This window comes from Capnocytophaga sp. HP1101 (genome assembly GCF_054772415.1).
The window spans coordinates 19,834-35,771 of record NZ_BPUU01000014.1; the positions used below are offsets into that span (position 1 = coordinate 19,834).

Sequence of the window (15,938 nt, forward strand, 5' to 3'; positions counted from 1 at the left end):
GTCCTCTTTTTGTCTTGCTCCCCCTCCCTTGGAGAGGGGGAACGGGGGTGAGGAACTATGCTTTAATCATTAACCATTAACCGCTAACCATTAATCATTACTTAAACAGTGTCTTTAACTCCTCTAATATCCTGATTTGTTTCTTTACCGATTCTGTTTGGTTCAAACTGCGTTTGATAGTGATTCCTTCGTCTATCACTCCAGCAAGCAACTGTTTGGCAACGGGGTTTTCCATCTCTTTGGCAATATCTTTCAACGGTTTTGCCAATAGTTCTACATACGAGGTATTGTCGATACTCATCGCCCATTCATATCCTTTTTTGAAGTTAGCTCCTGTTTCAGGAGAGTCTCTTTCAAAAAAAGGATAATACACAAAGTAAGGAAGGATTACCGGCAGGTATTGCTCCATTTTGTTGTCTACAATCACACCAGAGAGTCCCGCCAACTGGTCGGCATCAAAGTCTTTTACATTACCTTTCTCAAGCAGACTCTTAGCGCGTTCGGGCTCGGTGCGGGCAATGCCGTTGATAGCAGCATTCTTCACCGCACGCGAAGGTGTATCGAGGTTCTTCTCGAATAAAGCAGTGTACTTAGCCTTGTCTTTCGAGGTTGCTAACACCCACATCGCTGCCGATTTAGCTAAGTTCTGAGGGTCAGAATTAGCAATCTTTTCAACCATAGCCATTTCCTTGGCATTGAGTTCATAATCGGCAAGCTTTTGCAAAGCAGCGATGCGCACTTGAAAGAACGGGTCTCTAAGAGCTACAAGCAAAATCTCCTTGCCCTCAGGAGCCATTGGCGCACTTACCGCTTGCATTCTGCTCTTAAGTGATTTAGCACGTTGTATTTGGTACAAATACTCCGCCCACGTTTTTTGATATTGCTCATTCATCAGTATCACACCTTCAGGGTTGATATCTATCAGCTCTGGGGCTTTTTTCATCTGGAAAGTAAAAGTGTTCTCTTTACGAGCATCTACCCAAACACTATGACGCACTGCCTTACCTTCTCTGTAAATATCTATATCAAGCGGAAACTGAAATAAGAGGTCTTCACCTTGTGTCTGAATGATTTTTACAGTCAATATACCATTGCTAAATGTCTTTTCTACGTTCACCATTGGGTTGCCACTGCCAAAGTACCATTGGTTGAAGAACCAGTTCAAGTCTTTACCGCTTATTTTTTCTAACGAAAGACGTGATTGGTGAGCTTCCCCTGTGCCGTATGCATTCGTTTTGAGGTAATCGGTAAGCCCTGCAAAAAAAGCCTCATCACCCAAATAGTGGCGCAACATATGCAAGATAGCTCCTCCCTTATTGTACGACACCAAATCGAACATATCCTCACGAGAGTCATAGCCAAAGCGCACTAAATCTTTTGTAAAGTCATTGGGGCGGTGCTGATATTGCAAAGTGTTATTGCTCAAATGATAGTCAGCTACATCTTTACCGTACTTATGCATCAACCACAAATATTCACTATAGTTCGCAAACGACTCATTTACGGTGAGGTTTGCCCAGCTTTCGGTAGTAACCAAATCGCCAAACCAGTGGTGTGCCAATTCGTGTGCAATAATAGGCTCCCAGTAGTTCTGGTCTGCCAAAGCCTCTGCACTCTGATAAGCACTCTCGGCGTGGCTCACAGCCGTAGTGTTCTCCATCGCTCCGCTCACAAACTCGCGCACTACCATTTGGGCGTATTTAGCCCACGGATAGTCATAACCAAAACGCTCAGAGAAGAATGTTATCATCTCGGAAGTATTTCCAAATATCTGCTTAGCAACAGGCTCATATTCCTTTTCCACATAATATTCCACAGGCACCTTACCGCGCCAAGGCGTATCTTTTACTACGGTAAACTCTCCAGCCCCCATAAAGAAAAGATAAGGTGCGTGAGGCTTGTCCATCACCCAATAGTCGGTGCGCATATTGCCTTTCTTATCACTGCTTTTTAGCACCCCGTTAGAGAGGGTAACAAAGCTATCGGGCACTGTCATCTCTATTTCTTGAGTAGTCTTTTGGTTAGGCTTGTCGATGGTAGGAAACCAGCACGATGAACCTTCCGTTTCACCCTGCGTCCATACTTGGCGCATAGGCTTGTTAGCTTCTCCGTTAGGGTTGATAAAGTAAAGCCCTTTGGCATCGCTAATCGCACGACTGCCCTTATCGGTTACCTTTTCAGGCTGTGCCGTATACCGAATGAACACGGTATAGCTCTCCCCTTTTTGGTAAGTTTTGTTGAGTTTTATCCTCAACATATCGTTCTTATAGCTATAAGAAAGAGGCTGTTGCTTGCCGTTCTGTTCCAAAGCCACCTTGTGGATAAGCATAGCCTTTGCATCAAGGATAAGGCTATCGGTAGCATAGAAAAAAGGAGAAGCAGTAAGCCATTCTTCGCCGTTGAGTGTTTGGTTAGTGAAGTTAAAATCTACCTTCAATTTCGTGTGTTTCAAGGCAGTTTTCTTCTCAGGAGTAGCACGATAGAGGCTTCGCCCCGAAGTATCCGTCTGTGCAAAAATATAACCCGAAACTAACAGGGCAATCATAGTAAAAAGTGTTTTTTTCATTAGCTTATTTTATTGCCTTGAAAAATATATTTCCAAGGGATAATTTCAAATGCAAAGATATGGCTTTTTGCCATTATAGCGAAATAAAACACCAAAAAATCACAACCGTTGTACTTCTTCCAGTTCATTTACGTGTGCCTCTTTAGCTTTTCCAAATTGGTAAGTGAGGTTCAGTTTGAGCTGTCGGCTTTCGCTATTGCCGTAAGCATAAAGGTCTAAGTTAGGCAAATGGCTCTCGCTGTCCCAACGCTGGGTGTGAAAAATATCGGTAAAACTAAAGGTAGCCGTAAAACGATTGTTTAAGAAAAGGCGTTGCAAACCGAGGTCTATACCTCCTGACGATTTGGCTATCTCGTTGATGCCTGCTAATCTGCGCGAATTGTAAACCGCCGTGAGTTCGCCTTTCAGTTGCCAAGGCAAGCGAAAGTAATTTTGCATCGTTAGGCTGTACTGCCAACGATTGAGATGTAACTCACTACCTTCCAATACAGTGCCTTTGTTCTCTATATAACTGAGGTTAGGAGTAATAGTCGTCTGACAGCCATTGCCCCAGTTGAGTTCTTGATAAAGCGAAAAAAGTAAATGGTGCTGGCTACCTATGTTCTGAGGGATAGAAATAATCTTATTTTGCTGAAAAGGTTCACTAATACTGCTAAAAAAATCAGTAGAATAGCTGTAAGCCATTGTAAAAGATGTCTTTTTATACGAAGCCGAAAGAGTGAGTTTTTGTATCTTCTCAGGGGCTAAAAACGGATTCCCTTTCCAATATGATAATTCGTCTAAGAGGTATTCAAACGGATTGAGATTCTGGTATTCAGGTCGGTTGATACGCGTGCTATAGCCTGCAAATAGTTGTAGGTCATCGTTGCATTGGTATTGCAAACTCAAGGTAGGAAAGAAATTGGTATAGTGCTTTTTGTGTTCTTGTTGGCTATTCGCACTACCGGCAACGGGCAATAGTATTCCCTTAGAAAAAGTAGTCTCGTTGCGTACACCCACCTCAGCACTCAAGCGTTCGCTAATAGGGTAGTGATACTGGGCATATACGGCAAAAATACGCTCTTTGAAGTCGAAAGCATTGGAGCGGTTTACATCTATGATATTGTGAGTAGGCAAGTGCTTGAAGAAATGAAAACTATTATCCGAAAATACTTGTGAATATTTAGCACCTGCTGTAAGACTGCCTCCCCATAACGGTAGCTCCGAACGAAAAGAAGTAGCGAAGATATGTATCTTACGGTCGTTTTCGGAGAGGTACATCTCGTGAGAAAGTATAGTACCCTCAGGCGAACGATAAGTGTTGGGTTGCCAATTGCCAGAGCCCCCATCGAAAAAAGCGTAATCTATGTCCAACTGATAGCGTTCGTTATCCGAAGGAGTAAATGTGTAGTAAGCATTGGCACTGTATCGATTGGCTTTTTGCATAAAGTAATCGTTATAGCCCGATAGTGTCTTTTCCAATACATTAGCAGCATTGAAAAAGCGGGTAGTCGTACTAGTAGTTCCTTTGCCAAATAGCGTGTTAGCAGAGAGTTGCACCCCTAAAGTATGTTGTTCATCGGGCAAATAGTCATAGCCAATATGCCCTGCAATCGTTTTGCGTTTTTCGGTATCATCGGTAGGACTTTCATAGCGTAAGCCATTTTGTAGGCGCTCACTGCCGTAATCCATTGCGTAATGCCCTAACTGATGATTGTAAGCCAAACGCAAGATACCCTTCTTCACGCTGTGTTGCAATTGGAGTTCTGTGTTCTGTCGCAGATTCCACCAATACGACACCCCGTTATTTAAAGAGAAGAACGTACCTTCCACCGTCTTTTTGTCTAATACTATATTCACCGCTCCTGCTCCTCCTTGTGCCTCATATTCGGCAGGCGGATTAAGCAATAATTCTGTTTTCTTGATTTGCGCCATTGGAATAGATTTTAGGTAGTTCGCCAAATCGTCGGGTTGCATATAAGTAGGCTTTCCATTGATGAGTACCAACACATTGCTTTTCCCGCCAATACTCAGGTGATTTTGATTGTCTACCACCACATTGGGTGTACTTTTCAGTGCATCAAGTGCCGTACCCGAAGAGTGCGTTAGGCTGTTTTTAGGTGAAAACACTATCTTGCCTTGCTCCATATACACAGCAGCTTTCTTCTGAGTAGCTGTAAGTACTACTTCTTCCAAATCTACCGCAGTGCTCAGGGCAATAGCGAGCATATCAATATTCTTGTCTAACAGAAAAGGCTCTCCCGTATACGACAAATAATCACCCGTACTTTCAATATAAATGCGCAACTTACGAGGGGAAGAAGTAAAACTAAAGAGTCCGTTAGCTCCCGTAAGAGGTTCGCTTACAATAAGGTTCGTATCAGCATCTAATACTTTTATAGCTACTTTGGGAATTCCCTCAAGCGAAGCGTTATGAACGAAGCCTTTTACAGTGTATTGAGCTTGAGCTGATAGGGTAAGCTCACAAAAAAGAGCAAGAAAGAAAATAAAACTTTTCATTAAAATATTGTTTATGGTGAATGATGGTGCAAATGTAAAAAAAAAACACACTTCACAAAAAGAATTAACTTATTTTATTGTTTTACGTTAACAAAGTTTCATATTCGTCCTTCGTCCCTCATCATTTGTCATTTCTCCTCTTTTCTCTCGCTACACTCTCCCTTTTTCCGTCACTACATTCCCCCTCTCCTTGGGAGAGGGCAGGGGTGAGGATTCCTCTTTCTTTCGCCTCGAAATCCCTTTTTTACTGTTTTTAGCCTTGTTGTATTATATTATAAACCAACTATTTACATACCCTTTCTATACCAATCGTCCAAGATTCGTATAAGCTTCCTATAAGCTCTCTATAAGCTAACCCCACCCATCTAATAGCCTTTTTTCATCAAAATTCCTCTTAACCTTCTTCCGAATATCTCCGATATCTTCCGAACCCTCCTAGCACTCTCAACACATCGCTTTTGCGGTACACACTTTGCCAAAGTTTAAAACTTTGGCAAAGTTAAATAAACAGACAATCCTCATTCCCTAATTTTCTAATTCTCTAATTTTCTAATTCTCTAATTTTCTCATTTCTAACATTATTTGGTATTAAAGAATTATTTACTATCTTTGCCCCAATCTATACAAAAGAAAAAATGATGAAAAGAACGATACAATATTTGCTCATAGGTGGAGGAGTAGTTTTGCTCTCTGGTTTTTTGGTCAATGCAATGTCAGTTAAAAAAGAAGAAAACAATATCTACGAACAAGCAGAAGCCGAAGTAGCCCAGAACCCTCTTTCAGCTCAAGAAACTCATCATAAAAGCGATTTCTCTAATGATTACAGAGTTTTTGCCATCGATTTACCCGAAAAATTAGACTTTGCTGGCGAAAGAGTTCCTTTGGAAGACCCCGATGTACACGAGCGCTTAGACCGAGAGCTTATCGTAAATACCTATTGGCAATCCAATACTTTGTTGGTACTCAAGCGTGCTAATAAGTATTTCCCTATCATCGAACCTATCCTCAAACGCAATAATATCCCCGATGATTTCAAATATTTAGCCATCATAGAAAGCGGACTCACCAATGCGGTATCACCCTCTGGCGCAAGTGGCTTTTGGCAACTTATGAAACCCGCCGCTCAAGAATACGGCTTAGAAGTAACCGACCAAGTAGATGAGCGTTATCACATAGAAAAAGCTACCCAAGCTGCCTGCGATTATTTAAACAAAGCCAAGCGCAGTACAGGTTCGTGGACAATGGCTGCCGCTGCTTATAATGCCGGTATCTCAGGAATGAATAAGCAAACTTCTTTTCAAGAAACTAATAATTATTATGATTTATGGCTAAGCTCCGAAACTTCACGCTATGTATTTCGTATTTTAGCCCTAAAAGAGATAATGAAGCACCCTAAGAAGTACGGCTTCATCTTCGAGAAGAAACATCTGTATAACGAACTGCCCACTTACAATGTAATGGTAGATTCTACTATTGAGAATCTCACCCAATTCGCCAAGAGTCAGAATATTACTTATAAAGACCTAAAACTATACAACCCTTGGCTACGCGATAAAAAGCTGGATAATAAAGACGGTAAAGCGTATTATATTAGGATTCCCAAGAAATAATTTTCAGAAGTAGATATTAAAAAGTAGAAATTTTCAAGTGTTTGATATCTTTGGGAGCAAACTGTTGTAACACATCTATATTGCCATTGGCAAGCCAAAGGTGTTGTGCCTCTGCTCTACTATCATCATTCAATAAATGATGTTGAGAAAGTATATTGCGGGTTTGTTTAGCTACCGCATACCCCGAATCTATTACCCTTATATGCGAAGGAATGATAGCTCGTATTTGTACCAACAAATAAGGGTAATGAGTGCAACCTAACACCAAATAATCAATTCCTTCAGCAACCATAGGTAAGAGGTATTTGTGCAATAATTGAGTCATCTCAGGGCTATTTATACGTCCCGCTTCTATGAGGTCTACCAGCCCCTCCCCCACTTGCTCTATAATTTCCACTTGTTCTTCTTGTTTGAGGTGTTCGCTGGTCTTATCAAAAAGATCGCTAGCAAGTGTGCTACGGGTGGCTAATACGCCTATCTTCTTAGTGACGCTCTGTAAGCTTGCTGGTTTTATAGCAGGTTCTATCCCTATAAAAGGTACTTCTTTATATGTCTTTCTCAAATACGATATAGCATTAGTAGTAGCCGTGTTGCACGCCACTACTATAATTTTTACACTATTCTCTAACAGAAAACGCGTATTAGCATCGCATAATGCAATGATTTCTTCTTTAGTCTTCTCACCGTAAGGAGCGTTCTTGTTATCGGCTATAAACAAGGTATTCTCATTAGGCATAAGTGTATTTACTTCTTTCCAGATAGTCGTCCCCCCTACTCCTGAGTCAAATAAACCAATAGGTGCTGTACGTGATGTTAAACGAGTCATTTTTAATAAGTTTTTTTTCAATTGCAAAAATAAAAAAAAGTGTTCACTTAGCGAACACTTTTAAAACAAAAAAATATTTATTAACTTTAAAATCCTAAGTCTTTTTTAACAGTACTGTAAAGATCTTCGCCTGAGGCTACAATCACACTTGAGCCTGCACTTGAATCTAATACGTATTGAAGACCCTTTTGTTTAGCAATTTTCTCAATAGAACTTTTCACTTTTTTAAGCAGTGGTTCTACTAATTCTTGTTGCTTTTTCTGTAAATTCTCAGCAGCAGTTTGTTGTGTTTTACGGATATTTTCTTCCATAGTTTTAATTTCCTCAGACTTTTTAAGGAATTCTGCTTCACGAGCTTTAAGTTGAGCTTCAGTAAGAGCTGCAGCTTCGTTCTGATACTTTTGAGCTTTAGCTTGTAATTCTTTAATAGCTGCTTGAATATCGTTCATATATCCTTGCTCCATTTTCTTTAACTGTGACTCTATTGATTTTCTTTCAGGCATTTCTTCTAAAAGTTTTTGCACATCAATATGAGCGATTTTCACTTGTGCAGTAAGCATTGTAGTAGCTCCTAAGAATAGAGCCAATGCAATCATCAACGTTCTAATGTTTCTCATCATCTGTTTGTAATATTAGTTATTTAAAAATTTTTACTGATTTGTTGTAGGCGTTTGTGTTCTTGCCTCTTGTTGTTTTTTAAGGCGGTCAGCTTGTTCTTTCTCGCGTTGCACCCTTTGTTCTTCGAGTTTCTTTTGGCGTTCGGCTATTTCCTTCTCACGATGTTCTTTCTGTTCTTGTAACTTCTGCTGGCGTTCAGCTTGCTCTTTATCCCGTTGCGCCTTTATAGAATCGCGCTGTTGTTGCATTTTCTGCTGACGCTCAGCTTGCTCTTTCTCGCGTTGTGCTTTAAGAGCATCGCGCTCTTGTTGGAATTTCTGTACACGTTCAGCTTGTTCTTTTTCGCGTTGCGCTTTAAGAGCTTCGCGTTCTTGTTGAAACTTCTGTGTGCGTTCGGCTTGTTCTTTTTCCCGTTGTGCTTTGAGCTGTTCACGCTGTTGTTTCATTTCCTCAGTCTTGCGCAAACGCTCTTGTTCGTATTGTACTCGGCGTTGCTCACGTGCTTTTTCAGCTTCTTTACGCTTCCTAACACGTTCTTCTACAAATTCAAAATCGTAGCTCTCTTTTAAAAGCTCAGCCATATCTTTGTTTCTATCTTCGGCATTGTCTTTTTTCTTCAATGCACGGAGTACCACTTTACTCAAGTTGTGTTGCTCGTTAGAAAAAAGCATCGTAGCATCACTCTTTTCAAAAATAAAGTCATATTTGCGCATCTTGCCTATCTCTTGCACTATATTAAAGACTTGGTCTTGGATAGGCTTGGCAAGCATAAACTTTTGGGTGATATACTCTCCTTCTTTAGCATCAAACTTCTGCTGTTTATAGGCATTCAAGTTGTATTCTAATAGAGCTATTTCTTCTTCTTTATCTTTGATAAGCTCAGGAGTAAGCAAAGCTTTTTCGGCTTCTAACTTCTCTTTTTCAGCTTTTATCTTCTCTTGGCGTTTAGCTATTTCAGCTTCCCATTGCTCTACTTGTAAGGCAAACTGCTGGCTTGCTACTTTATAATCTTCGAGGTGTGATAGTATGTAATCCATATCCACATAGCCAATACGAGATGGCTTTTGTGCATAAGCAAAACAAGCACTACACAATAGTACTATAAATAACGCTTGTAGTTTGTTCATAACATTCATCAAATGTATACTACTTTTCAGCCTTCTTTTTTCGTAAGAGAAAATATCGTGCCAAAAATTAGAATTGTTGTCCAAAAATAAAGTGTGTTTGCCAACCACTGCGGTTATTGCTATTAGCAGGATTATCAAAACCATACCCAAAATCAATACCCAGCATACCAAACTGTGGCATAAAGAGCCGCAATCCTAAACCTGCTGAACGCTTAATCTGGAAAGGATTGAAATTCTCTAACCCATTGTGTACATTACCTCCTTCAGCAAATACTAAACCATAAATAGATGCCATTGGTTTAAGAGTAATAGGATAACGCAATTCCAAAGAGAACTTGTTAAACACAGTCTCACCATCATCAGCAGAGAGGGCATAGTTCTCATATCCACGCATTTGTATGTTTTCGCGTCCGTCCATTGAGTAATAGCCTAAACCATCACCTCCCATAAAGAAGCGTTCAAAAGGCACTATACCGCGTTTGCTGTTATAAGCACCAAGATAACCAAAGTCAGCTCCAAACTTTAATACAAACTTGCTATAGATATTAGTATACCAAGCCGATGTAAATTTCAGTTTATAGAACTCTAACCAGTGAAAACGCTCTTGGTCTATTTGTGCTATTCTGTCAGAATCACCATTAGCTGATGCTGTTTCACGCTCCTCAAGCAGTTTGCCATAATCTACTTTATTAAACAATGAGTAAGGAGGGGTGAGCTTAGCACTAATAGTAAAACTACTTCCTGACATTGGGTAAATTGGGTTAGGTCCACTTGAATTACGAGATAGTGATATGGTATAAGCTAATGAATTAGAGTTACCGTCTTTAAAGGTAAAAAGTCCTAAGTTAGGATAGTTCTTCAAGTCGTAATGCTGATAGCTCAAAGTATGAGCTATTTGGAAATAGTCATCAGGAACTCTCAAGCGCTTGGCTAAACCTACGTTTATCCCTGTGATATACACACGCCGACTTCTATCTACATCATAACTCCTATAGCTATACCCAAATTGTTCAGTTCTACTGAATGATACCGAAAATTGTACAGGCTGTTTACCTCCCATCCAAGGTTCAGTAAATGAGAATCCATAAGTGCGATAGTATCTACTCACTTGGAAACTGAGCGATAACGCTTGACCGTCACCCATAGGTACTGGGCGATAGGCTTTAGGATTAAACAAGTTGCGGATAGAAAAGTTATTGAATGAAAGAGCAAGTGTACCGATGAATGACCCTCCACCATAACCACCTTGCAATTGCACTTGGCTTGAACCTGTTTCGGTGAGTTTATATTCTATATCTACGGTTCCTGCATTAGGGTCGGCATTTTTAAACTCAGGGTTGATGTTTTGAGCATCGAAGAGCTGCAACTGTCCTAACTCACGCACGGTACGCACGACGGCATCTTTACTATATAAGTATCCTGGGCGCGTACGCAACTCGCGATAAATCACATAGTCGTTCGTTTTTTCGTTACCTGTTACTGATATTTTGTTAAAGTAAGCAGGTTTACCTTCTATCACACGTATTTCGAAATTAATAGTATCATTTACTACCGAGGTTTCTACAGGGTGTATTTGTGAAAAGAGATAACCACTGTTTTGATATAAGTTGGTAATGTCTTCGGCATCGGGTTTGGTACTGTCTTGTATGCGTTTCTTGAGTAACACTCCATTGTACACATCGCCTTTTTTGATACCGAGTACTTGATTGAGTACACGGTCGTTATAGACTGAGTTTCCTAAGAAGCGGATATCACCAAAATAATAGCGTTTTCCTTCTTCTACTGCTATGTTAAGGCTCACATTGCCGTCTTTATTTTTAATAAGGGTATCGTTTACCACACGAGCATCGCGGTACCCTTTTTCTTTATAGAAATCTACAAGATTAGTTAAATCTTCGTCGTAATCTTTCTTAACATATTTGGAGCGTTTCCAGAAACGACCAAAACGCACTTGTTTTGTTTTTTTGAGTTTCTTGCGCAGTTTGGCTGAGGTGAATTGCTGATTACCTTCAAAAGTAATTTTATCGACTTTTACCTTATTACCTCTATCGATGTGAATGAGCATATCTACCCCATTGGCATCGGTAGTATCTATTTTGGTATCAATAGTTACTTTGGTGTTGAGATAACCATCTTTTCGGTATTTATTAGTGATATAATTTTTAGTATTAGCAATAAGGCTTTCGTTTACCTTTACTCCTTTTTTAATTTCGGCATCTTTAAGGAGGGTTTCTGCTTTTTTCTGTCCGATACCTGTTACTTTAACATCGACTAAAGAAGGTGTTTCTTTGATTGCTAACTCTAAAAATACGGTATCGCCTTCCACGCGTTTGATATAGATATTGATATCGCTAAACAACTTATAGCCCCATAGCTTATGAATGATGGAGCTGAATTTTTCACTGGGTATTTCGATTACATCACCTACTTTCAAACCTGAAGTAGTGAGGATTGTTTGTTCGTTATAGCGTTTTGCTCCAGTAACTTCAATACCGCCAATTGTATATTTTCTTCCTTGTCCTAATGATATTCTTTCTTCTTCTTGTGCACTTACTAAGCTCACAAAAGCCAAAAAGGCGAGCAATAAAATTTTTTTCAGCATAGTTTTACGTAAGTTGTTCGCTTGTTTTTCCAAATCGTCTTTCTCTGTTTTGATAGTTTAATAGGGCTTCTTCCAAGTGTTGTTTGGTAAAGTCAGGCCACAATACTTCAGCAAAATAGAGTTCGGCATAGGCTATTTGCCATAATAAAAAATTGCTGATGCGCTCCTCACCGCTGGTGCGGATAAGTAAGTCTACATCGGGTAAGTCGTAGGTGTATAGGTGTTTTTGTAGTGTTGCTTCGGTAATTGTATCAACAATAAGTGTGCCTTTTTTTACTTCGGCTACAATTTCTTTTACAGCAGTTAAGATTTCTTCGCGTGCGCCATAGTTAAGAGCTAAGGTAAGAGTAAGACCTGTATTGTTTTTAAGTTTATCGATAGCCTTGAGTAAGGCTTCACGTGCTTTAGGAGGAAAACGGTCTAAATTACCAATGGTTTTGAGTCTTACATTATTCTCGTGCAAATTATCGACTTCCTTTTTTAGGAACTTTACCAATAGCTCCATTAGGGCTTTTACTTCTAAGGCGGGACGCTTCCAATTTTCGGTAGAAAAGGCAAAAAGGGTGAGGTATGGAATACGGTGTTCCACACAATATTCCACAACTTGTCGCACAGTTTGCACTCCTTTTTCGTGACCGAAAGCCCTGAGCAATCCTTGTTTTTTTGCCCAACGCCCATTACCGTCCATTATAATAGCCAGATGCTTTGGATAGTTCGTAATCTCCATTCGTTTTTAACTCTATTATCTACAATAGCAAGGCCATTCGCCGAAGGTGTAGGTAAGGGTAACACCTGAAAAAGAATACCAGTCGTAACTTCTACCGATGTTACCGAAGGTAAACGATTTTCTTTCAGGAGCGCTACCATCGACGTTGTTAGTAAGGGCAAAACGGAAAGCTACTTCTCCTCCTAAAACAAGTCTTCGGGTGATTTTGGCTTTAAAACCAAAAGCTACGGGAACAGACACATCGAAGTCGCGACGAGTGGTGTCGGTAGCTTCAACGGGTTTGGGAGAGGAAGGGTCGAAGTACAAATCGTCGTGCCAAAGTCCTGCTATCCCTACAAATACATAAGGGGTCATAGGCATATCGAGCAAGTTGCCGATTTTGTAGCTAAAAAAGTTGAACTCGGTACCTACTGCCATTTCAGTAATATCACTTGAGTAAGCGAACCCGCGGTTGCGTTTACCAGGGATATCGGACTGGACGTCATTAGCTCTAAGTTCGGACTTAGTGACCTGCACACGAACTGCCATACGTTCGTGGAAATTCCATTTATATATCCCACCAAAAGCGATTTTGTTAGGATATAGATAATAGGTTCTACCAACATCTGAAATAGGGTTGCTTCCTCCTAAGAAAACACCGATTTCGTGTTGCTGTGCCGATGCCATATGCATCGCCAATAGTATTAATGTAATGTGTATAAATCTGTACATACGCTATTCTATGCAAGGCGCAAATATACGTGTTTTATATGAAATAACATTTATTATTTGCTATTTTTTTTATTTCAGATTTTTTAATTAGTTGCTGAAACTCTTTATATATTACTGATTATTAATACGATAGAGGTATATTTATTTTTATAAAGAATTGCAAGTTATCAAGGGTAATTTGAGAAAAATGAGTAAATAAGATGAGATTGTGGAGGGAATGAGGGGCTCACTAAGTTTTGTAATGCCAATCAAGGGTTGAATTAACTATTTGATTATAAACATCCCCCCTGCCCCCCCCTCAAGGGGGAGATGTGATGCAAAAGCGACAATAGGTGTTAATCAATGATAATTATTTTTCAACTCTTGATTCATACTTGTAATAAAAGTAAATAAAAAGTTTATTTTTTTGCTTATTAGTTTATTTTTTATACTTTTGTTTTCAGAAATTAAAAAAATGAGGGCTCGAAACCCCAGTAAAAATGGGGGTAGCTTATACAAAGCTTATACGAACCTTATACGAATCTTGGACGATTGCTATACAAAAGATACTTTTTAATGGGCGATTATTTATATACTAAAAGTTAAAATGACGAAGCAACGATATACCGAAAAACACTTCATTCTTTGGAAAGATGACACTTGGGTTACTTGTCCTGAGTGCCAAAAGGTAGCTGTGGTTACTCACAACGGTGGTAGCCAAGTACATTGTGCACATTGCGGTTTTGAGAAAAGAGACGAGGATTTAGAGTTGTTTGCGTGTGTTGTGAAACTGAACTGCCCGAATTGTGGGACGCCTATTGAGGAAAAACAAGGCGGACTGAAAGAAAAGAAAGACCTCTGCCAAGTGAAGTGTCCTGAATGTGGTGAAGAATACCTTATAAAACCTCAGTATCAAACCTACCGCAAGCCTAATCCTATAGCTCCTAACGGGCTGAAATGTGATAGTACTTTTGGGTTACCGTACTTTTTTCAAGAGAATGTACGAGGCAATTTGTTTTGGGCGAGAAATATGAGTCATTTGCAAGTAATGGAAGACTATATTGCCTCTGACCTAAGGGAACGCAACGGGATGACGATGGTAGCCAAACTGCCTACTTTTGTAAAAAGTAAGAAGAACCGTGAGCTGATACTAAAAATTTTGCGCAAATGGCAGGAAAAAGTAGCACAACCTGATTTTATATTGCCTCCTTCGGTAGCTACAGAGCAAGTTTATTTGTTTTTCGCGAGCGATAAAGTAATTATTACCGATTATTTAAAAGATATTCCTTATAAAGTAATGGGTTCGGTAAATTATACGCAAGTATATTCGAACAAATACGGTTATCAATGGGTGTGTTTTTCTAAACACAACCGTTTAAAGAGGACTTTTGCTAAAGAGTGGTTGTCACAAATCCCCTTTGAGGTGAAAACTATATGCATATACCAATACGACACTTCTTTTAGTGATACCAAAAATATACTCAGCTACTTTCTGAAACAATACTTAGATAAAAATGTAGATAACAGTTTGTACATCAGTATTGGAGATAGGTTATTTTCTGCTGAGAGTTTTTATAAAGGAGCACTCGTAGAAGCATTGCCACATTAAGAAATTGACAAATTGGCAGGTTTGTAGATTGGTATTATTTTTGTAGTTTTGCACCCTAATTTAAAGAAAGAACAAATCACTATGGCAAACATTGAAAAAATAAAATGCCTAATTATAGGCTCAGGACCTGCAGGCTATACTGCCGCTATTTACGCCTCTCGCGCGAACCTTAACCCTGTGCTTTACCAAGGGGAACAACCCGGTGGACAGCTTACTACTACCAATGAGGTGGAGAACTTCCCTGGTTATCCCGAAGGCGTTATGGGTACCGAAATGATGATGCAACTCGAACAACAAGCCAAACGCTTTGGGGCAGATATTCGCAACGGCTGGGTGACCAAAGTAGATTTTTCGGCTCACCCACACAAAGTATGGGTTGATGATAAAGAGCTCCACGCCGATGCTGTAATTATCGCTACAGGGGCTTCGGCTAAATACTTAGGCTTGCCCTCTGAACAACACTATTTGCAAACAGGAGGAGGCGTATCGGCTTGTGCTGTGTGCGACGGATTCTTCTACCGCAATCAACACGTGGCTATTGTAGGAGCAGGTGACTCGGCTTGTGAGGAGGCACTTTACTTGGCAAACCTCTGCTCGAAAGTAACAATGCTTGTACGCCGCGATGAGTTCCGTGCTTCACAAATTATGAAAGAACGCGTGCTCAACTCACCAAAAATAGAAGTGCTCTTCAATACTGAAACTGAGGAAATCCTAGGCGACGGACAAGTAGTTACGGGTATGAAAGTACGCAACAACAAAACCGGAGAAATTAGCGAAATAGCAATTACAGGCTTCTTTGTAGCCATCGGTCACAAACCTAATACTGATGTGTTCAAACCTTATATCGATACCGATGAGGTGGGCTATATTAAGAACGTAGCGGGCACTTCGCTGACGAATGTAGCTGGGGTGTTTGTAGCAGGTGATGCTGCCGACACGCGCTACCGACAAGCCATTACCGCAGCAGGTTCGGGCTGTATGGCAGCGTTGGACGCAGAGAAATACCTGATGAACCTCGAGTAGAAGTTAGGAATTAGAAAATAGGAAATAGAAAAGGGCTGTCC

11 protein-coding genes are annotated in these 15,938 nt (G+C 40.1%); 3 read left to right on the forward strand and 8 right to left on the reverse strand.

Translation table 11 applies throughout. The features are described from left to right. Positions 1–97: 97 nt before the first annotated feature. Positions 98–2,566 carry a M1 family aminopeptidase gene (locus RCZ04_RS09020; RefSeq protein ID WP_460485710.1) on the reverse strand — a complete coding sequence of 823 codons (2,469 nt, stop codon included), beginning with the start codon at positions 2,564–2,566 and terminating at the stop codon, positions 98–100. Between the two features lie 99 nt (positions 2,567–2,665). Beyond that, complete coding sequence (locus tag RCZ04_RS09025) at positions 2,666–5,065, reverse strand: TonB-dependent receptor domain-containing protein (protein WP_460485711.1); 2,400 nt, start codon at positions 5,063–5,065, stop codon at positions 2,666–2,668. Positions 5,066–5,700: 635 nt separating this feature from the next. Between RCZ04_RS09025 and RCZ04_RS09030 the strand changes: the two genes are divergently transcribed. Next, a complete protein-coding gene (locus tag RCZ04_RS09030; RefSeq protein ID WP_460485712.1) occupies positions 5,701–6,675 on the forward strand; it encodes a lytic transglycosylase domain-containing protein in 975 nt (324 codons plus the stop codon). Positions 6,676–6,691: 16 nt separating this feature from the next. Here RCZ04_RS09030 and murI read toward each other — a convergent pair whose 3' ends face one another. The 6 genes from murI to porG form a co-directional block, all read right to left on the reverse strand. Next, positions 6,692–7,501 carry a glutamate racemase gene (murI, locus tag RCZ04_RS09035; RefSeq protein WP_460485713.1) on the reverse strand — a complete coding sequence of 270 codons (810 nt, stop codon included), beginning with the start codon at positions 7,499–7,501 and terminating at the stop codon, positions 6,692–6,694. Positions 7,502–7,587: 86 nt separating this feature from the next. Beyond that, on the reverse strand, positions 7,588–8,121 hold the full coding sequence (locus tag RCZ04_RS09040) for an OmpH/Skp family outer membrane protein (protein ID WP_460485714.1): 534 nt from the start codon (positions 8,119–8,121) through the stop codon (positions 7,588–7,590). A gap of 30 nt (positions 8,122–8,151) precedes the next feature. Then, the gene (locus RCZ04_RS09045; protein WP_460485715.1) at positions 8,152–9,246 is read right to left on the reverse strand and encodes an OmpH/Skp family outer membrane protein; all 1,095 of its coding nucleotides are present in this window, start codon (positions 9,244–9,246) and stop codon (positions 8,152–8,154) included. 67 nt (positions 9,247–9,313) lie between these two features. After that, positions 9,314–11,848: a BamA/OMP85 family outer membrane protein gene (locus RCZ04_RS09050; RefSeq protein WP_460485716.1), complete on the reverse strand. Its 2,535-nt coding sequence runs from the start codon at positions 11,846–11,848 to the stop codon at positions 9,314–9,316. Between the two features lie 4 nt (positions 11,849–11,852). Further along, complete coding sequence (locus RCZ04_RS09055) at positions 11,853–12,575, reverse strand: undecaprenyl diphosphate synthase family protein (RefSeq protein WP_460485717.1); 723 nt, start codon at positions 12,573–12,575, stop codon at positions 11,853–11,855. A 15-nt stretch (positions 12,576–12,590) separates the two neighbouring features. After that, entirely contained in the window at positions 12,591–13,286 is a 696-nt protein-coding gene (porG, locus tag RCZ04_RS09060; protein ID WP_460485718.1) for a type IX secretion system protein PorG, read from the reverse strand. A gap of 586 nt (positions 13,287–13,872) precedes the next feature. Here porG and RCZ04_RS09065 point away from each other — a divergent pair. Beyond that, positions 13,873–14,874 carry a hypothetical protein gene (locus tag RCZ04_RS09065; protein ID WP_460485719.1) on the forward strand — a complete coding sequence of 334 codons (1,002 nt, stop codon included), beginning with the start codon at positions 13,873–13,875 and terminating at the stop codon, positions 14,872–14,874. A gap of 81 nt (positions 14,875–14,955) precedes the next feature. Continuing rightward, complete coding sequence (gene trxB, locus RCZ04_RS09070) at positions 14,956–15,897, forward strand: thioredoxin-disulfide reductase (protein WP_460485720.1); 942 nt, start codon at positions 14,956–14,958, stop codon at positions 15,895–15,897. The last annotated feature ends 41 nt before the right edge of the window (positions 15,898–15,938 follow it).

What these genes read in the sequence shown, in the direction of transcription:
- RCZ04_RS09020 (WP_460485710.1), bottom strand. Translation starts at nt 2,566, where the DNA reads ATGAAAAAAACACTTTTTACTATGATTGCCCTGTTAGTTTCGGGTTAT.
- RCZ04_RS09025 (WP_460485711.1), bottom strand. Translation starts at nt 5,065, where the DNA reads ATGAAAAGTTTTATTTTCTTTCTTGCTCTTTTTTGTGAGCTTACCCTA.
- RCZ04_RS09030 (WP_460485712.1), top strand. Translation starts at nt 5,701, where the DNA reads ATGATGAAAAGAACGATACAATATTTGCTCATAGGTGGAGGAGTAGTT.
- murI (WP_460485713.1), bottom strand. Translation starts at nt 7,501, where the DNA reads ATGACTCGTTTAACATCACGTACAGCACCTATTGGTTTATTTGACTCA.
- RCZ04_RS09040 (WP_460485714.1), bottom strand. Translation starts at nt 8,121, where the DNA reads ATGATGAGAAACATTAGAACGTTGATGATTGCATTGGCTCTATTCTTA.
- RCZ04_RS09045 (WP_460485715.1), bottom strand. Translation starts at nt 9,246, where the DNA reads ATGAACAAACTACAAGCGTTATTTATAGTACTATTGTGTAGTGCTTGT.
- RCZ04_RS09050 (WP_460485716.1), bottom strand. Translation starts at nt 11,848, where the DNA reads ATGCTGAAAAAAATTTTATTGCTCGCCTTTTTGGCTTTTGTGAGCTTA.
- RCZ04_RS09055 (WP_460485717.1), bottom strand. Translation starts at nt 12,575, where the DNA reads ATGGAGATTACGAACTATCCAAAGCATCTGGCTATTATAATGGACGGT.
- porG (WP_460485718.1), bottom strand. Translation starts at nt 13,286, where the DNA reads ATGTACAGATTTATACACATTACATTAATACTATTGGCGATGCATATG.
- RCZ04_RS09065 (WP_460485719.1), top strand. Translation starts at nt 13,873, where the DNA reads ATGACGAAGCAACGATATACCGAAAAACACTTCATTCTTTGGAAAGAT.
- trxB (WP_460485720.1), top strand. Translation starts at nt 14,956, where the DNA reads ATGGCAAACATTGAAAAAATAAAATGCCTAATTATAGGCTCAGGACCT.